Here is an 18,589-nt window from a genome sequence, read left to right on the forward strand (position 1 = left end):
TGATATTCAGCTTTTTACTTGTGCGGTATTCTCGATTTTATTTATAACTTTGCTATTGGAACTAAATTTTATCTCCGTAAAGTTTACGGCTGTAAAGTTTGTAATGATAACATTATATGCAAAAAGACCGAATATGAAATTTTATAATAGAGAAAAAGAGTTGGCATCATTGGAGAAGGTCCGTCAAGTATCTTTTTCGGTACATTCTCAAATGACGGTACTTACCGGACGGAGGCGTATCGGTAAAACCAGCCTTATTTTTAAGAGCTGTGAAGGTTTCCCTACGGTGTATTTGTTCGTTAGTCGAAGCAATGAAACGGATCTCTGCTTGAGGTTCACTTTGGAAATTCGGCAGGCGCTGGATATTTATGTACCGGAACTTACTAATTTTGCAGAAATGTTCCGCTTCTTGATGGACTTAGGAACACGTATGAAATATAATTTGATTATAGACGAGTTTCAGGAGTTCTACTATATTAATCAGGAAATCTATAGTCTGATGCAGGATACATGGGATCGTCTGAGAAAACAGAGTCATGTCAATTTGATTGTAAGCGGTTCGGTCTATACGCTGATGAATGAGATTTTCAGAGATTCTAAAGAACCGCTGTATGGCCGGGCAGACAGTATCATGAAATTGGCTCCTTTTACTACCGATGTATTGAAGGAAATTATAGCAGATCATAAACCGAACTATACCAAAGATGACTTACTGGCACTCTATACGTTTACCGGCGGTGTTCCTAAATACATCGAGCAGTTTATGGATAACGGATGTACGAGTATGGAGAGCATGGTTGACTTTATGTTGCAACCGGACTCGTCATTCCTGACAGAAGGACAAGCCTTGTTGATACAAGAGTTTGGGAAAAAGTATGGAAATTATTTCTCTATTCTATCCGCTATCTCCAATGGCAAGAATACTTTGCCGGAGATGGAGGCTGTTATGGGGGGGATCAGTTTGGGAGGACAGCTGAAGAGGCTGGAAGAAGATTATGACTTAGTAAAGAAGAAGCGGCCTATACTTTCGAAAGAAAATTCGCAAACCGTCCGTTATGAAGTCTCGGATATGTTTTTACGTTTTTGGTTCCGGTATTTCATAAAGTATCAGAACTATATAGAAATCCAGAACTTTGAGCGGCTGGCAGATATCATTAAAAAGGATTACTCCACTTTCTCCGGTTTGGCATTGGAAATGTATTTCCGCCAACAGATGATGGAGAGTAAGGAGTTCTCGGAAATAGGTTCCTGGTGGCAAGGTAAAAACAGTAAGGACCAGGACGAAATAGATATTGTGGGATTGTATGCTGAAGAGAAACGGGCATTGGTGGCGGAGGTGAAAAGGCAATCCCGGAATTTCAAACCGGATTTGTTTGCTCTTAAAGTAGAAGCATTGCAGAAGAAGATATTGTTTAAGTATGAGATAGAGAGCCGGCTTTTTTCCATGGAAGATATGTAATATATAAGATTATCAGATTATTTACTCCCTTCCATTAAGCGCCTTATATTGATTGAGATAACATCTCCGTCCCTTACTTTATACTTCTGAAGTGAGCCGCTTGTTGGAATGGAAATAATGTCTTGTTCAAGTACCTGCTTGATTTGTCTGGAAGAAAGCGAGAAGAACTTTCTGAGCAGCAAAGGCAGTTTGATACTGAATTCAAAGTTACATTTTATCCGGATGCTGATGAATTCATCCGTCATTGTCAGTAGTTCTTCCGGGGAGGTGCTGCTGACGATTTCATAATCAACACTGTTAAAGTCGAATGTTGCGTTGTTCTGCCTTTCCAGTTCTGAAGAGAAGGCGTACTTCCAGGCTGTTTCCGTATCATTTACGGAGAAACTGTGGAATAGAGCTTTGTCTATTAAGTCTGTCCTCTTTCGTGACAATAGGGTGAGATTGCACGTGTTGTCGCATTGCACGCATCTGTAGATTAGCCATACGTCAATACTCTTTTTCTGTGCATTCATCCTGAACTTGTCGCTGCAATAGAATCTGTCACTATCGCAATGGCTGCATTTCTTTTTTAATAAAGGCGTGTTCTTGACCTTTATTTCCCATGTGATTATTGTGCCCATCGAATTAATATTTTTCTTTGTTTTTAAGTTTTCTGCAAAGTTGGATATTAGCGAATTGGCTTTTTCACAAGATGTCACAAGGTGCGGTATGATTTATTTGTCCAGTTCATCCATCATCTTAATTATTTTCTCTTTCAGCTTGTCAAGGAATTGAGTTCTGTTCTTCTTTCTGTTCCTGATTTCCAGGAATATTCTGTAAAAATCACCAATCTCGATATTGAAAAGAAGTTCGCAGCAGAAAGCGATGTCTTTTAAACTGCTGTCCCCGTTGTTGAGGCACTTGCCTGCATAGAGTGCATAGATAAATTCTACCAGTGCAACTTTGCTCTCCGTCCACTGCAATTGTTTCTCTTCTATGATGGCGGCAAGCTTGAAATGCAGTTTATCGGACAGTGCATCTATTTCTTTGGATAGATATTGGGCTAAATGCTTATCTGCCAGTATTTCGGCAACACTGGAATCGTGCATTGTGGAGAAAGAAATGTCTTTGTTCAGGAAGTTACATTGGGCATCGGAGTAAATATCATAATGCCCTCTTCTGAAATAGAGCGTATCAAGATCTGTTTGTCCTGTTTGGTAATAGCTGTAAAAACTATTATCAAGAGGTTTCCTTTTCAGCGTTTCGTATTCTGCTTTAAGATACCTGAACTGAGCTGTTAGAGACTGCTCGGCGCGATGCTTTTCAATCCGGTATAAATGGATATAGAATGCCAATAGACTGAATACTTGTGGTTTCCAGACTTTAAAGAAAAGAATCTCTTCCTGTGGACTTTCAAATTGATAGTCCGCGGTTTTCTGTTTCAGCAGAGTGAGCGAAGATTGTATGAAAGCAATGGTCTGCTTTATTTTATCGAGCGTATCAATCTGTAGTTGCTCAATTCTTTGGATTTCTATATCTATGCTTTGCTTAATGTCTTTTACGAAATTTTCCATTTGCATTTAGGCCACCAAATCCTCCAACGGCATAATAGGTCCGTTGAAGTGCTTGAATAGCAGATGACAATTGCCTGCCAGGGCAATGTGATTAATAGTAGAAATGATAAAATGAAAAACCTGTTCAAGTAGAATAACTCAAACGAAAGAAATTAGCCTGCGGTCTATGAGGCTAATATTAAGCTAAAACAAATTTAAGAATTGTACCCAAAATATTCTTGTTTATGGATTTGCAGGCAAATATAGCTGTTTTACGGTGAACAAAAAATTAATTTATGGTAATTCCGGGGTTTTCTTGAACCTCAGGTGAGTGTTATTTGTTCTTTCATGTTACAAATGTGCAGCACTTCTAATGTAATTAAAAGTAAGATGATAAATCCTATTAAAATGTAAGCCATAATGTTTTCCTGAAATTTTGTAGTGTTAGAATTGTGTCCTCCTATCCTCTTGTCCTACCTCTTTGTTTGGTTTGATAGCTTAATGTGTGTGTAAAATATAATTGTGAATACGAACTTTATGCTTGGTGAAAGATATCTAAAACGGATTGTTTAAAATCGTATAGATATTGCATGAGCTATGAAGTGGACTTATGTTATGAATACTTCTATAAATATCCGATTATTTGGGGCTTAGAAGATTATATGTCGAAGAGAGAATTGTTTTCTGTTTATAAAATAAATGTATATATTTGTATGATATGGAATGTTTCTCAGTGGATTTTCAGTAGCATTTTTATTTTAATTACTGCTATTGGTCAAATATTAATTAAATATTAGTTGAGTATGAAATATACTGATTCCGAACAAGAACGAGTAAATATGGAGCTGGAACAGTACCGGACACGGCTTGAACAGATGGTCGAAGAGAAATCAAAAGACTTGATAGCTATCCAGGAAGATTTGGAGGCAACCAACCGGCGACAGGCATTGTTCATCAAAGTGCTGCAAATACTGCAACTGGAGGCAGATATACCTAAAGCCATGAATATGGCACTTGCCGAGATTGGCCGTTATACCGGTGTAGACCGCTTGGCGACTTGGGAGAACCATCTTGATGGGGTTACGTACGGTTGCACCTATGAATGGTGTAACGATGGCAGCGAGCCTGCCATAGATTATCTGCGGAGCATGACCATTGAAGCAGGTAAACCATGGTTCGATATGCTTGCAAAAGATAATCTTATTTGTACGTCTGATATCTATTCGCTTGATCCCTTTATCACGCAAATGCTGGAAGTGCAGGGCGTAAAAGCCATTGCTGTCTTTCCGCTGTCGCAACTGGGCGTTCATTTCGGTTTTCTTTCATTCAACTTCTGCTGGAACAAGCAATGGGATGAGAAAGATATAGAACTAATGAGCCAAATCTCGCAAATTGTATCTACCGCTACAAAGCGCTGGCAGGTCGAGACTTCCCTGCATCAGTCGCAGCGGACTATGCAGAAGGTATTGGACAATATCAATACGAATATTTTCGTTAGTGATTACGATACACAGAAAGTGCTTTTTGCAAACAAGCCTTTCAGGGAAGCTGCCGGAGAAGTTCCGGAAGATGCAGAATGCTGGAAAATGCTGAATGCAGGGTTGGATGGTGTGTGCGAGCATTGTCCAAAAGCACTGCTGCTCGATGCTGAACGCCGACCTACGGGAGTTCAATTCTGGGAAGACTATAATCCTTCTACCGATCGTTGGTACACCATTCAGAGCACGGCGCTGGAATGGCTTGACGGGCGGTGGGCTATTATGGAGTTGGCTACCGACATCACTACCCGCAAACAGGTAGAATTGGAACTGATTCAAGCCAAAGAGAAGGCTGAAGAATCGGATATGCTCAAGTCGGCATTCCTGGCTAACATGAGTCATGAAATCCGTACTCCTCTAAATGCTATCGTAGGTTTCTCGAGCTTGCTGGCCGAGACTGAAGAAGTGGAGGAACGCCAGGCATATATGTCTATAGTGCAGGAGAACAACGAATTGCTGCTCAAACTTATTTCCGATATTCTGGATATCTCCAAAATAGAGGCCGGCACGATAGAGTTTAATAAAGCGTTGGTAGACGTACACCAGCTTTGTAGGGAAGTGATTACTTCTTTCTCGCACAAGGCCGGCGACGGGGCGGTAGAACTGCGTTTTGACGAAAGTTCACCGCAGATAGTGATTGATGGTGACAAGAACCGGATTACGCAGGTGATCTCTAACTTCATCACCAATGCCTTTAAGTTTACTACCCAAGGGTCGATTACCCTTTCTTACACTTTGGAGGGTGGCAATCAGGTGTGCTTTAGTGTGACGGACACCGGTAAAGGCATCCCTGCAGAGAAGCAGGATGAAATCTTTAATCGTTTCGCAAAACTCGATTCGTTTGTGCAAGGTGCAGGTCTCGGGCTGTCGATATGCCAAAATCTGGTTGAGCGGATGGGTGGAAAGATTGGAGTGGAATCTCGCGAGGGAGAAGGCGCACGCTTCTGGTTCACACATCCATATACGCCGGAGGATCAGGCTATATCGGAAGCGGGAATGGATGATGCGTCTGTTGCTTCAATTTTAAAGACCACTCCCAAGAACTATAAACCCTTGATTTTGGTGGCCGAGGATATAGACAGCAACTACTTGCTGATTGAGGCGCTGCTCAAAAAAGATTATCGTCTGCTGAGAGCACACAATGGTGAAGAAGCTATCGAGTTACTTGATGCTCAAACTCCGGACCTTGTATTTATGGATATGAAGATGCCGGGCATGACCGGGATAGAGGTAACCAAGATATTGAGAGAAAAAGGCGTTCAGATTCCCATTGTTGCACTTACGGCATTCGCTTACGACGACGACAGGAAATTGGCCTTGGACGCCGGTTGTAACGACTTTCTGACTAAGCCTATATCTCCGCCAGAATTGCGCAGGATGGTCAGTAAATGGACGACTCGTTGATATTTTGCCATGTAAATCAGAGCGAAGCGAAGAATTTACTTCCTGTTATGTGAAGGGGAGAGATTCTTCGCTTCGCTACTGATAGCAGACTGAGCTGCTTTGGAACGAACTTCTTATTCGGCTGCAAGTAATTCGTTCATATTGCCTTTTCTTATATACGGCAGGCAGGAACGTATCTTGTCAACAGGCCAATCCCACCATTTCAGTATGAGCAACTGTTCTATCACATCCTGGTCAAAGCGTTTCCGGATTTCCTTGGCGGGAGTACCACCTACGATTGTATAAGGTGGAACGTCTTTGGTTACAACTGCACGTGCGGCAATAATTGCCCCGTCTCCGATATGAACTCCTGCCATAATCACGGCTTCATAACCAATCCAGACATCATTGCCTATTATAATGTCTCCTTTGTTATCCCATGCGGAGGTGACATCTGCTTTATCGAGCCCCCAATCTTCATAAAATAGAGGAAAGGTGTAGGTAGATAGGGATTTTAATGTGTGGTTGGCGCAGTTGAAAAGGAATTTTGTGCCACAGGCGATGGAACAAAATTTGCCTATCACTAATCTTTCCCGATGGATGGGATAATGATAAAGCACATTGTTCTTTTCAAAAAACAAAGGGTCGGCAACAAAATCATTGTAAATGGTATAGTCGCCAATCTCTATTTGGGGATCTTTCACTACGGTATTAAGATATACCGTTTGTTTGTCTGCGCTACGCGGATATATTTTGGTCATCATAACTTCTTCTGTTTTAATAATGTTTTCTTTTTAGATAAATGATAGATTGTACAGCCAAGAGAATCACGAAAAGGTACTCTGCAGTTAAGTAGACTGCCAGAGGGGCTTGTGTGTAGTAACTCAGCCAGTAGAGATAAATCAAATACGCCACTGTCGTTGTAACTTGAAAGAGAAATGTGGCTTTTGTTTTTCCTGTCCCTCCAACGGCATTGAGATAGACGTAGCCGGGCAAAGCAAAAGTGTAATTCAGCAACATCACGACGAAAGGAGCGAAGGCTGACTGTATCAGCAGCTCATTATCGGTATAAAATCCTATAATCTGCCTGTTGCCACATAAAGCAACTCCCACCAATGGGAGGCCTATGGCATAACCTAATTTTAGAATCTTTCGGCAGATGGGAAAAAGAAGTTCCCTTTTGCCTGCTCCAATCGCATTGCTTACCAATGACCCGGTAGTAACGGCAAAGGAGTTGGCTATTACAAAAAAGATGGCTGACACGCTTCGGGTAATATTAGAAATCGCTAATTCTGTTTTGCCCAAATGTTCAATAGCCACGAAAAACAAGAACCATGGGGCTACACTGATAAAGGCATGAAACATACTCCATACCGATAGGCTTAGCACTCCTGCAAGTAGCTTTCCATCATAGACTGGTCTCATTCCATATTTTGCTCTATCTATTTTTCTCCACATGTAGATGCCAAGCGCGATAAATGATCCCATTTCTGCTAATGATGAAGCGATTGCTGCTCCCGAAATACCTGATTTCAGAATGAATATCAAGAAATAATTTAGAGGGATGTTGATTATTACCGCGACAGCCGTAGCCCACGATAAAGCTTTGGTATGTGTTATTCCTACCAGGAAAGCCCGAATGGCTAAAAATGGAAAAGAGAATAACAATCCAAAACTACGCCAATCTAAGTACTGGATAGTAGCTCGATAAATATCAGGTGAAGTAATTAGCCGTTTCAGTATGAAAGGCGAAACTCCCTGGATGAGAAAACAAAGGAAGAGGGCTAATCCTGTTAAAAAGAATAATCCTTGAAAGAAAGTTCTTCCTGTCTCCTTGTAGTTCTGTTCTCCGTTCCTCCGGGCAACCATCACTTGCAAGCCGATACAAAATCCAAAGCCGAGCATATAGATTGCCAGATAATAGATTCCGGCAATAGCGGATGCTCCTAACTCGATCTCTCCAACGTGGCCTAAAAAGACGGCATCCGTTATATTGATCAGTTGTTCCATTAAAATGCTCATCATCACCGGAAAGTTGATGAGCCATATTTGTTTATAGGTATAATTCATTGCTCAACTATTAAAATAGCACGATAGAGCAGACTGCATTTCGCTGAGTCTGCAACTTCGCAAATTCATAAATAAAAGGATATAAAATCTCTGTGGCAAATAATTGATTATTTGCCGGATAGCTGAATAGCTTGATTGAGTGGGCTATTCGTTGAGCGTAGCTATATACAGAGTTTCATAAGAGGTGAATGCTTTTTGGTTAATGGATCACATCGCAAAAGTATGAAAAATATCCCGCAAAATAATGCCTTTCGGATTTTTACTAAAATTCCGACTGATATTTACTAAAAATCATCTGAATTTTTAGTAAAAATTTCCAGCCTCCTCAGAATGCCTTCTGGTAGGGGATTGCGAATATGTGATACGAAAGAGACATTATTTTGTACGTTGGCGAGGAAAAAAGAACTCCCTGATAATCGAAATTATCAGGGAGTTTCTTTGGTGAACCGCTTGGGGCTCGAACCCAAGACCCCAACATTAAAAGTGTTGTGCTCTACCTGCTGAGCTAGCGATTCAGACCTTGTTTTGCTGTTAAGCGGGTGCAAAGATAGGTACTTTTGTTGAAAATGCAAGGGAATGGGAAGAAAAAGTTTGTATTATTTCTCTCCTTTTGCGCCTTCTTCTTGATTATCAGTAGCTTCTAATTTGTGGATATTTTCTCGATTGATTATAAAACGTTGATAGTAGGAGAGCATAAGGGTGGTAAGCGGGAGTGCAATGATCATACCCAACATGCCCATTAACGATCCCCAGATTGATAGAGATAATAGGATAATAGCAGGATTCAGCCCGGTAATCTTTCCCATGACGCGAGGTACGATGAGGCCATCTTGAATGGCTTGCACTATCGCAAATACGGCAGTAGCTGAAGCGATGATAATCCAAAAATTCTGTCCGGTATCTGCAGCTTTCAGAATTGCAAGTATAATGGTAGGGATGAAACCGATAATCTGAAGATAGGGTACTAAGTTCAGAGCACCAATGAACAGCCCCAAGCCGATGGCAAGAGGGAAATCTATAATCAGAAAGCCGATGCTGAACAGAATGCCTACACATAAGGCTACAAATGCTTGTCCGCGGAAATATCTGTTCATGCCATCTTTCACGTCATTCATCACACCAACGACAAGAGGGCGATATTTCTGTGGGACAAGATGAGTCCATCCCTCGGAAATACTTTCATAATCCAACAATATAAAGACGATATATAGAAGGATAATGAAGAATGCGAAGAAACTGAATAAGAAATTGACAGATTCCGATAGTATCGACCAAAGCCGTGGAACAGTATCTTTGATTGCATCCAGCAGATTCTTCTCGCTGAACAGCTGGGTGATGAACTGCATATCTATATTCTCACGTAGGAATTCTGATAGCGTCTTGGGGACATTACTGTCACTGGCTCCATTAGAGAAGTATTCTATCAGTAAGTCCTTTACCCGGGCAAACTCCTGAATCATAGGAGGCACAAGCAAATAAAATGCAACTGCACCGACTAATACAAGTGTAAGCAATGCACAGAATATGGAAATAATCCGGTTCCTGAACTTTAGCTTATATTGGAAAAAGGCGACCAGAGGATAAATTAAATAAGCGATGAGCCAAGCTATGAAAAACGGTAGCAGCACACTGCTCAAACGCTTGAGGAGCATCAGAATGCCGATGATGATAACGCCAAGTATGACGCCACGGATAAAACTGTCGAATGTGATTTTTTTACGCTCCATAAGATTCTGTTTAGGGTGATTGCTTAATCGCTGCTGGTTTGCCTGTCTGCCTGGGTGGCCTGCAGGTAGCATTCCCTGCATAATGGTTCATATTCTGCCGTTTCTCCTAGCAATACCTGCTTTTCGTTCTTGACAGTGCGGTGAGAGAAGGATGCCAATTGCCCGCATTTCACGCAAATGGCATGCACTTTGGATACTTCGTCGGCAATGGCGCATAATCCCGGCATGGGACCGAATGGAGTACCGCGAAAGTCCATATCCAGTCCGGCAACAATAACGCGTATCCCATTATTGGCCAACTGGTTGCATACATCAATCAGACCGCCGTCAAAGAATTGGGCTTCGTCGATGCCTACTACATCTATTTCCGAAGTAAACAACAGGATACTTGCTGAAGAGTCTATCGGAGTCGATGCTATAGTATGGCTGTCATGCGACACTACATCTGCTTCTGAATAGCGGGTATCTATGGCAGGCTTGAAAATTTCTACACGCTGTTTGGCAAATTTCGCACGTTTCAGCCGGCGTATCAATTCTTCCGTCTTGCCGGAGAACATTGAGCCGCAAATAACTTCAATTCTTCCTCTACGTTTGGTTTCTTGTATGTGATCTTCCGAGAATAATACCATGTTTTTAAGTGTTATATTTAAGCGCAAAAGTAATACTTTTGTTTGCTTTCCGATATTTTTTCATTATTTATTTCTACATTTGTGGCATTAATGCGGACTGTGTAAAGGATATGCAAACATTATTGAACGACATAGAACTGGACATTCAGGAATTGAAATGTTTAATGCAAGCTATCTCGAGTGATGCCAACCCGGCATTGCGGGTAGTGATAAAACGAAATATTCAGCAGATGAAGGCACGCCTCGATGCACTGCAAGCCTTGCTGGATGAGGCTCCTGCAGGGCAAGAGAATCCGGTAGAACCGGCTATAGATAAGAATGTGCCGGAGGAACCGACAGACAGTCCTGCCGAATCGGTTCAACCTATTGTGACTCCGGTTTCTCCTATTTTAGCAGAACGTATCAAACCTGCTACCGATTTGCGCCATGCCATTAGTTTAAATGATTCATTCCGTTTTACCCGTGAACTCTTTGAGGGTAATGCTGTCCGGATGAATGAGGTGGTACGTCGGTTGGGTGAAGCTTCTTCTTTGGACAAAGCTATGGATCTTTTCGTCTCGGAAGTGCACCCGGACGAAGAGAATGAAACTGCAGCCGATTTCGTAGAACTCCTCAAGAAATATTTCAGCTAAATCATCTATCAATATGGGAAAACTTTATGTAGTGCCTACGCCGGTAGGAAATTTGGAGGATATGACCTTCCGTGCCATCAGAATCCTAAAAGAAGCTGATCTGGTACTTGCTGAAGATACACGCACTTCCGGAATATTGCTGAAACATTTTGAAATAAAGAATGCAATGCAGTCTCACCATAAATTTAATGAACATAAAACGGTGGAAAGCGTTGTTAATAGAATAAAAGGGGGCGAAACGGTCGCTTTAATTTCGGATGCCGGTACCCCCGGAATATCAGACCCTGGGTTTCTGGTGGTACGAGAATGTGTACGCAACGGCATCGAGGTGCAATGCCTGCCGGGAGCTACAGCTTTTGTACCGGCGCTGGTGGCTTCGGGATTGCCAAACGAGAAGTTCTGCTTCGAGGGCTTTCTTCCACAGAAGAAGGGACGCATGACGCGTTTGAAAGCATTGGCAGAAGAATATCGTACGATGGTATTTTATGAATCTCCTCACAGGCTGGTAAAAGCTTTGACGCAATTTGCCGAACACTTCGGTGCGGAACGTCAGGCATCCGTTTCGAGGGAGATTTCCAAGATACACGAGGAAACCGTACGCGGAACCCTCACAGAACTGATAGAGCATTTCACAGCCAACGAACCGCGCGGTGAAATTGTGATTGTAGTAGCAGGAATAGACGATTAAATAACTTCATTAACAAAACGTAAAACAAAAGCGTATGAAAAAGTTAGCAGTTTTAATTGTGTGCGCAGCCGTAATGGCTTCGTGTGACAGCTTCTCTGGTGGTAACAAAGACCAGCTGAAAGCCGAAAATGATTCTCTTTTGATGGAATTGACCCAGCGTAATGCAGAACTGGATGAAATGATGGGTACTTTCAATGATATTTCGGAGGGATTCCGCCAAATCAATGCAGCCGAGAGCCGCGTAGATTTACAACGTGGCGCTGTGGCCGAGGGCTCTATGAATGCCAAGCAACAGATAGCCTCGGATATTGAATTTATCCGCAAGCAGATGGAAGAAAACAAAGAACAGATTGCCAAATTGCAATCCATGCTGAAGAGTAGCAAGACCAATTCGGCTCAGTTGAAGAAAGCTGTGGAATCTCTGACTCAAGAACTGGTTGCAAAGACTCAACGCATTGAGGAGTTGCAGGCTGAACTGGCTTCCAGAAACATCCGTATTCAAGAACTGGATGCAGCAGTTACCGGCTTGTCTGCAGATAAAGAAATGCTGTCTGCTGAAAATGACGCTAAAGCCAAGACTGTTGCCGAACAAGACAAAGCGCTTAATACGGCTTGGTTTGTATTCGGAACGAAGAAAGAGCTGAAAGACCAGAAAATTCTGACCGGTTCGGGACTCTTTAAGAAAGGCGATGTGCTGAAAGATGGTGATATCAACAAGGACTACTTCACACAAGTGGATATCCGTACCACCAAAGAAATCAAGTTGTATTCTAAAGATGCTGATATCCTGACTACTCATCCGGCCGGTTCTTATGCTTTGGAGAAAGATGACAAAGGACAGCTCACTTTGAAGATTACAAATCCGAAAGAATTCTGGAGTGTATCCAAGTATCTGGTTATCCAGGTGAAATAACACATTTGTAGTGTGTGCTGATTGAACGCAGATTATCGCAAATAGCCAAGGCAGCAATGCTTTGCGTGGGTTTGCGATAATCTGCGTTTCTATTTTTTATATCTCATACTAATATATTATGGCATATCAATATAAGAATCTCTTTATCGATCTGGATGATACTCTTTGGGCTTTTTCTCTGAATGCCCGCGATACGTTTGAAGAAATGTATCAGAAGTATGGATATGATCGTTTCTTTCAGTCTTTCCAGCATTTTTATGCGCTCTATCAACAACGCAATGTGGAGTTGTGGGAAGAATATGGCAAGGGGCAAGTGACGAAAGAAGAACTGAACCGCCAGCGTTTCCTGTATCCTTTGGAAGCTGTTGGGGTGGGGGATGCCATGCTGGCAAAGAGCTTTTCTGATGATTTCTTTTCTGTGATTCCAACTAAAAGTAAGTTGATGCCCCATGCCAGGGAAGTATTGGAATATTTGTCGGCAAAATATAATCTGTATATTCTTTCTAACGGTTTTCAGGAACTTCAGTGCCATAAGATGCGCTCGGCAGGTATTGATCATTATTTCAAAAAGGTAGTATTGTCTGATGATATAGGGGTGCTGAAGCCGTGGCCTGAGATATTTCATTTTGCTCTTTCTACTACGCAATCCGAGTTGCAGGACTCTTTAATGATAGGCGATAGTTGGGAAAATGATGTTGCTGGAGCGAGGGAAGTAGGAATGCATCAGGTGTTTTATAATGTAACCGGAAAAACGGAACTACCTTTTCAGCCGACTTATCAAGTCAGTGACTTAAAAGAATTGATGCAAATTCTGTGACATTGTAAGATTTAGTTGTATTTTTGTCAGCAGAAACGTATAAAAATATAGCTATGGAGACTATCTTGCCTTTCGCTTTGCTTTGTTTTACTTCCTTCTTCACGTTGACCAACCCTCTTGGAACGATGCCGGTTTTCTTGACCATGACTCATGGTATGACCGAAAAGGAACGGCAAACTGTTGTATCGCGTGCTACTTTGGTGGCTTTTGCTACGATTATGGTTTTTACATTTGCCGGGCAGTTTCTTTTTAAATTCTTCGGCATCTCTACGAACGGTTTCCGCATAGCAGGCGGTGTCATTATCTTCAAGATTGGTTTTGATATGCTGCAAGCCCGTTATACTCCAATGAAACTGAAGGATGAAGAGATCAAGACGTATGCTGATGACATCTCTATTACTCCGCTTGGTATCCCCATGCTTTGTGGTCCCGGTGCCATAGCGAATGCCATTGTATTGATGCAGGATGCCAATTCTCTTGAGATGAAAGGAGTCCTGATAGGTATGATTGCCTTTATCTATTTAATCACCTTCTTTATATTACGTGCTTCCACGCGTCTGGTGAAAGTCTTGGGCGAAACGGGAAATAACGTAATGATGCGTTTGATGGGGCTTATCCTGATGGTGATTGCTGTGGAATGCTTTGTCAGTGGCGTGAAACCGATATTGGTGGATATTTTGAAAGAGGGAGTTACGGGACTTCTTTAAAGCTTCTCACTAAACATATGACATATAACAAAAGTCGTTCGCTTCACAGCGAACGACTTTTAAAACACTTTATTTATAAAGTTCAGTTTTATAACTGAATTGAATTATTGACCAGTCATTTTGTTATTTAGGTAGAGTACTTGACCAATCATTTTGTTCTACTCCAAATCCAGAATTAACTTCTGCACTAGGGATGGGGAATACTAGATTTGAAATTTTGTAGTTGGTATAAGTGAATGACTCATTAGGAGCTTTGGCTGCATACACTTCTGCATTTTCATCCCAACGTCTTAAATCATATAAACGCAAGCCTTCTTGGAATAATTCACGGGCACGTTCATCTTTGAGGAATTTCATTAAATCATCCGATGTTGCGGGCAAGTCTGATATAGATGTAATATCTGCATTGCGTTTAGCAACTGTCAGCAGGGCGTTTTGAGCCTTTCCAAAGTTACCGTTCGAACTTTTCAAGTTGGCTTCTGCAAGGATCAAGAACATTTCAGGTGCATTTACTATATAGTTAGTACCGTAAGCAGGATTTCCCGAATCATAATGAGAGAATTTGCCTGATTTGAAAACAGGTACGGCAGGTGAAGACTTAGCGTCCCATTCAAATATACTTGTACGGCAATCATTTTCACCATAAAGAGCCTGCAATTTCGGACTTGGGCTGTAATTGTATGTAGACCATAACGTACCACATGAATTAGCCGACCAGTTGTCTGTTTGTGTAATTGCTAATGCAAACATACTTTCTGAATTCGATGCTTCGTTGTTATAAAGTGCCTTATACTTAGCAGCACCATAAGTTAACTCAGTAATTCCTTTTTCATCAAGAGCGTTTTGTGCATATTGCATAGCTTTATCCCAATTCTCTAAATAGAGATGGGTGCGCGCCAACAAACCATATACAGCAGCCTTATTGAAGTATACCAAAGACTGTCTGTCTCCACCAGCAGCATTAAAGTGTGCAATGGCCTGTTCGAAGTCTGACACAATAGCCTCATAATTTTTTCCTACTGTTGAACGGCTTACTTGAGCTAGTGCCTCAATAGGCTGTTCAATCAGTACAATGCCAAGATCTGATGAATGGTCAGTGCCATTCACTTTTACTTGGTGGGCATAAACATTGGTCAATATCAACTGTGCATATCCACGTAAGGCGTAAGCTTCTGCCATACAGCGATCTAATTCAGCTTTTTCTTCTGTTGAAGCATTATCATAGAGAGCTTGGGAAGCTACTATTACACGAGCTGCATTATCCGCTGTTTTGTATCCATATTCCCAAATTGCTTTCAGGTAAGTGTCTGTATCAGTGAAAGTGTAGGTATATATGCCATCAAAATGTCCTGTTTTACCATTCCAGTAGCTAATATCAGTTGGGATATCACCGATGCTGATAGCATAGTTTCCGGCAAAGTAATAATAGAACAAGTCGTAGTAGGTACCATTCAGTGCCGTTGAGATATTGTCAACTGTGGACAATCCTGTTTCTACATCAATGCCTTTGTAATAGTCGGTTTCGAGGAAACTGTTTCCGCATCCTGAAAAACCGGCTCCCAAAGCCAATATGACGAATGTTTTTAATATATTCTTTTTCATATTCATAAATTGCTTTTAATTACTGTAATATACTATATTAGAAAGTAAGCTGAATACCTCCAATGAAGGTGCTGGTTGCAGGATATTGCCATGCAATAACACCGTTAGCAGAAGTTTCCGGATTGTATCCTACAAAATCACTTGCTGTAAACGTGTAGAGATTATCTGCTGATGCATAAACACGCAGTTTCTGAATAAATGCTTTTTCAGTCCATCGTTTGGGTAATGTGTATCCCAATGTTACATTGCTGATACGCAGGTAGTTTCCGTTATAAAGATAACGAGAAGAGGTAGCTGTGGCTTTATTGGGGTCACCATAGATGTACTGAGGATATTTAGCGTTTTTGTTCGTTTCTGTCCATGAGTTGAGAGCTACGTCTTCAAGCGGCGTGCGGAATGCCATACCAAAACCGGTAAAGGCTGCTCCGGAATCGTATACTTTTCCTCCTAAACGGTAATTGAAATTAATGTTGAAATCGATTCCTTTCCAAGTAAGGTTAGTTCCAAAACCTCCCAAAACTTTGGGATCGGCATTTCCTACATAGCGCTTGGCGGCTGCATTGTAGTCTGATGTAGTTTCGTTACCTTCCTTATTGAGGTACCACAGTGGTTTACCAGTCTCATGGTCCACCCCTACATATTCTTTCATATAGAACTGGCTATAAGGATGTCCCTTCTCAATAATTTGGAATGTATATTCCAATGGATCATCAGTAGACAATTTTATAACTTCATTTTTATTCCATGTTAAGTTAGCAAAGAAATTCCAGTTTAAATCATTTTTCTGGATAATCGAAGTATTTACTGAGAACTCAATACCACGATTGCGGATAGAACCGATATTCTGATAAGTCTTTGACATACCGGTAGTCATAGATAAAGGTATTTCAAATAGAGCATCAGAAGTTTCTTCATTATAGAAATCAAAGGTAAGATGGATACGATGAAGGAACGAAAGGTCAAAACCAACATCGAATTTCTTGGAAACCTCCCATGTCAATTCCGGATTGGGAATACTTGTCGGTCTCATACCTGGCATTTGGTTGTAGTTATAGCCTGAGGAATAGAATCCGCGGGCAGCATACCAACTAATATCTTGATTACCTACTGTACCATAAGATGCACGAAGCGTAGCATTCGTTATTGTTTCGTTTTCATTTAGGAAGTCTTCACCTGAAATACGCCATTTTCCACCCACTGACCAGAAGTTACCCCAACGGTTATCGGCACCGAATACGGATGAACCGTCGCGGCGGAAAGAACCGGAGAGATAATACTTATCTGCATAAGCATAATGTACATCTGCAAAATAAGAGGCTAGACGAGCTTCTTGCTTATAGTATTCATTGCCTTGATCGGTACCGGCTGTTGTAAGGTCGCGCATACCGGAAGCTGCAAACGGAAAGTCCGATTTTGCATAATATTCATAGAAATAGCTCTTCTTCTGCATTTCTTGACCTAACATCAAGCTAATATCATGTTTATTGGCAAACTTATAGTTCCAACCAATAATATTATTCCAGGTGATGACTGTACTTCTGGAGTTGTATTGTTGTCCCAGACCATTATAGTCTTGTGCTTGTGGATTGTATAGAGCACTCCAATACTGATATTGGCGTAATTCGTTGATATTTACTCCTAATGTTGTTTTGGCATAGATTCCTTTACCAAAATCTATTTGGAAATAAGGATTCAAATTCACCATTTGAGTTGTATTTTGGTTAAGTTCACCCGCTTTCTCGTCCATCAATGCCAACGGATTATAACCATTGATGTTAGCATAATTTCCTTCTGCATCATAAAAGGGATCCATAGGAGTCTGGCTGGAGATAGCAGCTGTGATTGGACTACTCATAGAACCTGATGTGGATAGTGAAAAACCATTCTGTGTAGAGTAACTGTATGATGAATTCACTCCCAAAGTAGCCCATTGGAACTTAGTATCCAAATTGAGGCGGCCAGAGAAGCGTTCCAAATCCGATCCTATAATCAAACCTTCTGTATTCAGATAACCTAAACCGACGTAGTAGCCGGTAGAACCGGTACGTCCTTGCATATTAAGGTTGTAGTCTTGATAGTAGCCTTTACGAGAAATGGCATCCATCCAGTCGTAAGAAGACTTGCGATCCCAGCCAAAATAATCATCAGCTAAGTAATCATAATTTTCCTGCCAATCACCACCTTGTGCTGCAGTGTAACCGTCAGCGAAAAGCTTCATGGTTTGTTGCGCATTAGCAAAATCCATGTTGTTGTTGGCAGTTGTTACAAATCCTTGCTTAATATCAAGATTGATATTAAATTTGCCTTCTGAACCTTTTTTAGTAGTAACCACAATTACTCCATTGGCTGCACGCGAACCATAAATAGCAGTAGCTGCCGCATCTTTTAATACTGTGATGCTTTCAATGTCGGCAGGATTAAGTGAAGACATCGGATCTACTACATTATTAGTGCTATAAGTAAGTGAATTATCATCCGTATCAGAGTCAACCGGCATACCATCAATTACATAGAGTGGCTGAGTTCCGGAATTAAGTGAGCCACGTCCACGTACATAGATAGATCCCCATATACCTGGCATACTAGTTGAATTGTTCATTTGAATACCAGGTACAGCACCCTCTAATGCCTTTACGAAATTAGCATCAGTCTTCTTTGCAAGAACATCTTTACCTACAATAGCGGCTGCTCCAGTAAACGATGCCTTTCGTTGTACACCATAACCTGTTACTACAACTTCGTCTAAGACTTCTGTATCAGGCTTCATTGCGATTTTCATATTCGCCTTAATACTCACCTCTTGAGTCTGCATACCAATATACGAAATAATCAAAGTCTTCGCAGAACTGTAAAATGAGTATATTGTTGATAATCATGACTTTGAAAAATATA

General features: G+C 41.3%; 15 protein-coding genes and 1 tRNA gene. 7 read left to right on the forward strand and 9 right to left on the reverse strand.

Annotated features, from left to right (window positions below):
- Positions 1-133 precede the first annotated feature (133 nt).
- Entirely contained in the window at positions 134-1,459 is a 1,326-nt protein-coding gene (locus AAE250_RS16865; RefSeq protein WP_294595730.1) for an ATP-binding protein, read from the forward strand.
- A 17-nt stretch (positions 1,460-1,476) separates the two neighbouring features.
- Here AAE250_RS16865 and AAE250_RS16870 read toward each other — a convergent pair whose 3' ends face one another.
- The gene (locus AAE250_RS16870; RefSeq protein WP_294595732.1) at positions 1,477-2,079 is read right to left on the reverse strand and encodes a DUF1062 domain-containing protein; all 603 of its coding nucleotides are present in this window, start codon (positions 2,077-2,079) and stop codon (positions 1,477-1,479) included.
- Positions 2,080-2,172: 93 nt separating this feature from the next.
- Entirely contained in the window at positions 2,173-3,012 is an 840-nt protein-coding gene (locus AAE250_RS16875; protein WP_294595734.1) for an RteC domain-containing protein, read from the reverse strand.
- 782 nt (positions 3,013-3,794) lie between these two features.
- Between AAE250_RS16875 and AAE250_RS16880 the strand changes: the two genes are divergently transcribed.
- Complete coding sequence (locus AAE250_RS16880; protein WP_294595736.1) at positions 3,795-5,933, forward strand: hybrid sensor histidine kinase/response regulator; 2,139 nt, start codon at positions 3,795-3,797, stop codon at positions 5,931-5,933.
- A 113-nt stretch (positions 5,934-6,046) separates the two neighbouring features.
- Here the strand turns inward: AAE250_RS16880 and AAE250_RS16885 are convergent, their stop codons facing one another.
- From AAE250_RS16885 to AAE250_RS16905, 5 genes are all read right to left on the reverse strand, one after another.
- On the reverse strand, positions 6,047-6,676 hold the full coding sequence (locus tag AAE250_RS16885) for a CatB-related O-acetyltransferase (RefSeq protein ID WP_294595738.1): 630 nt from the start codon (positions 6,674-6,676) through the stop codon (positions 6,047-6,049).
- 13 nt (positions 6,677-6,689) lie between these two features.
- Positions 6,690-7,982, reverse strand: coding sequence for an MATE family efflux transporter (locus tag AAE250_RS16890; protein WP_294595739.1), 1,293 nt, complete (start codon positions 7,980-7,982; stop codon positions 6,690-6,692).
- Between the two features lie 439 nt (positions 7,983-8,421).
- A tRNA-Lys gene (locus tag AAE250_RS16895) sits at positions 8,422-8,497 on the reverse strand.
- A gap of 81 nt (positions 8,498-8,578) precedes the next feature.
- Positions 8,579-9,709: an AI-2E family transporter gene (locus AAE250_RS16900; protein WP_294595741.1), complete on the reverse strand. Its 1,131-nt coding sequence runs from the start codon at positions 9,707-9,709 to the stop codon at positions 8,579-8,581.
- 23 nt (positions 9,710-9,732) lie between these two features.
- Positions 9,733-10,338: a thymidine kinase gene (locus AAE250_RS16905; RefSeq protein WP_294595743.1), complete on the reverse strand. Its 606-nt coding sequence runs from the start codon at positions 10,336-10,338 to the stop codon at positions 9,733-9,735.
- 110 nt (positions 10,339-10,448) lie between these two features.
- Here AAE250_RS16905 and AAE250_RS16910 point away from each other — a divergent pair, with 110 nt between their 5' ends.
- From AAE250_RS16910 to AAE250_RS16930, 5 genes are all read left to right on the forward strand, one after another.
- Positions 10,449-10,970 (forward strand): hypothetical protein, encoded by a 522-nt coding sequence (locus tag AAE250_RS16910; protein WP_294595745.1) that lies wholly within the window; start codon positions 10,449-10,451, stop codon positions 10,968-10,970.
- Between the two features lie 13 nt (positions 10,971-10,983).
- The gene (rsmI, locus tag AAE250_RS16915; protein ID WP_294595746.1) at positions 10,984-11,658 is read left to right on the forward strand and encodes a 16S rRNA (cytidine(1402)-2'-O)-methyltransferase; all 675 of its coding nucleotides are present in this window, start codon (positions 10,984-10,986) and stop codon (positions 11,656-11,658) included.
- Between the two features lie 34 nt (positions 11,659-11,692).
- Positions 11,693-12,571, forward strand: coding sequence for a Cbp1 family collagen-binding glycoprotein adhesin (locus AAE250_RS16920; protein WP_294595748.1), 879 nt, complete (start codon positions 11,693-11,695; stop codon positions 12,569-12,571).
- 118 nt (positions 12,572-12,689) lie between these two features.
- Positions 12,690-13,388, forward strand: coding sequence for a YjjG family noncanonical pyrimidine nucleotidase (locus AAE250_RS16925; protein ID WP_294595751.1), 699 nt, complete (start codon positions 12,690-12,692; stop codon positions 13,386-13,388).
- Positions 13,389-13,441: 53 nt separating this feature from the next.
- Complete coding sequence (locus AAE250_RS16930; protein ID WP_294595753.1) at positions 13,442-14,095, forward strand: MarC family protein; 654 nt, start codon at positions 13,442-13,444, stop codon at positions 14,093-14,095.
- A 123-nt stretch (positions 14,096-14,218) separates the two neighbouring features.
- Here AAE250_RS16930 and AAE250_RS16935 read toward each other — a convergent pair whose 3' ends face one another.
- Positions 14,219-15,697: a RagB/SusD family nutrient uptake outer membrane protein gene (locus AAE250_RS16935; RefSeq protein ID WP_294595755.1), complete on the reverse strand. Its 1,479-nt coding sequence runs from the start codon at positions 15,695-15,697 to the stop codon at positions 14,219-14,221.
- A gap of 37 nt (positions 15,698-15,734) precedes the next feature.
- Positions 15,735-18,530, reverse strand: coding sequence for a SusC/RagA family TonB-linked outer membrane protein (locus tag AAE250_RS16940; protein ID WP_342289175.1), 2,796 nt, complete (start codon positions 18,528-18,530; stop codon positions 15,735-15,737).
- Positions 18,531-18,589 lie beyond the last annotated feature (59 nt).

The organism is Bacteroides sp. GD17, assembly GCF_038448625.1.
GTDB lineage: Bacteria > Bacteroidota > Bacteroidia > Bacteroidales > Bacteroidaceae > Bacteroides.

What these genes read in the sequence shown, in the direction of transcription:
- AAE250_RS16900 (WP_294595741.1), bottom strand. Translation starts at nt 9,709, where the DNA reads ATGGAGCGTAAAAAAATCACATTCGACAGTTTTATCCGTGGCGTCATA.
- AAE250_RS16920 (WP_294595748.1), top strand. Translation starts at nt 11,693, where the DNA reads ATGAAAAAGTTAGCAGTTTTAATTGTGTGCGCAGCCGTAATGGCTTCG.
- AAE250_RS16930 (WP_294595753.1), top strand. Translation starts at nt 13,442, where the DNA reads ATGGAGACTATCTTGCCTTTCGCTTTGCTTTGTTTTACTTCCTTCTTC.
- AAE250_RS16875 (WP_294595734.1), bottom strand. Translation starts at nt 3,012, where the DNA reads ATGGAAAATTTCGTAAAAGACATTAAGCAAAGCATAGATATAGAAATC.
- AAE250_RS16870 (WP_294595732.1), bottom strand. Translation starts at nt 2,079, where the DNA reads ATGGGCACAATAATCACATGGGAAATAAAGGTCAAGAACACGCCTTTA.
- AAE250_RS16890 (WP_294595739.1), bottom strand. Translation starts at nt 7,982, where the DNA reads ATGAATTATACCTATAAACAAATATGGCTCATCAACTTTCCGGTGATG.
- AAE250_RS16880 (WP_294595736.1), top strand. Translation starts at nt 3,795, where the DNA reads ATGAAATATACTGATTCCGAACAAGAACGAGTAAATATGGAGCTGGAA.
- AAE250_RS16865 (WP_294595730.1), top strand. Translation starts at nt 134, where the DNA reads ATGAAATTTTATAATAGAGAAAAAGAGTTGGCATCATTGGAGAAGGTC.
- AAE250_RS16910 (WP_294595745.1), top strand. Translation starts at nt 10,449, where the DNA reads ATGCAAACATTATTGAACGACATAGAACTGGACATTCAGGAATTGAAA.
- AAE250_RS16885 (WP_294595738.1), bottom strand. Translation starts at nt 6,676, where the DNA reads ATGATGACCAAAATATATCCGCGTAGCGCAGACAAACAAACGGTATAT.
- rsmI (WP_294595746.1), top strand. Translation starts at nt 10,984, where the DNA reads ATGGGAAAACTTTATGTAGTGCCTACGCCGGTAGGAAATTTGGAGGAT.
- AAE250_RS16905 (WP_294595743.1), bottom strand. Translation starts at nt 10,338, where the DNA reads ATGGTATTATTCTCGGAAGATCACATACAAGAAACCAAACGTAGAGGA.
- AAE250_RS16935 (WP_294595755.1), bottom strand. Translation starts at nt 15,697, where the DNA reads ATGAAAAAGAATATATTAAAAACATTCGTCATATTGGCTTTGGGAGCC.
- AAE250_RS16925 (WP_294595751.1), top strand. Translation starts at nt 12,690, where the DNA reads ATGGCATATCAATATAAGAATCTCTTTATCGATCTGGATGATACTCTT.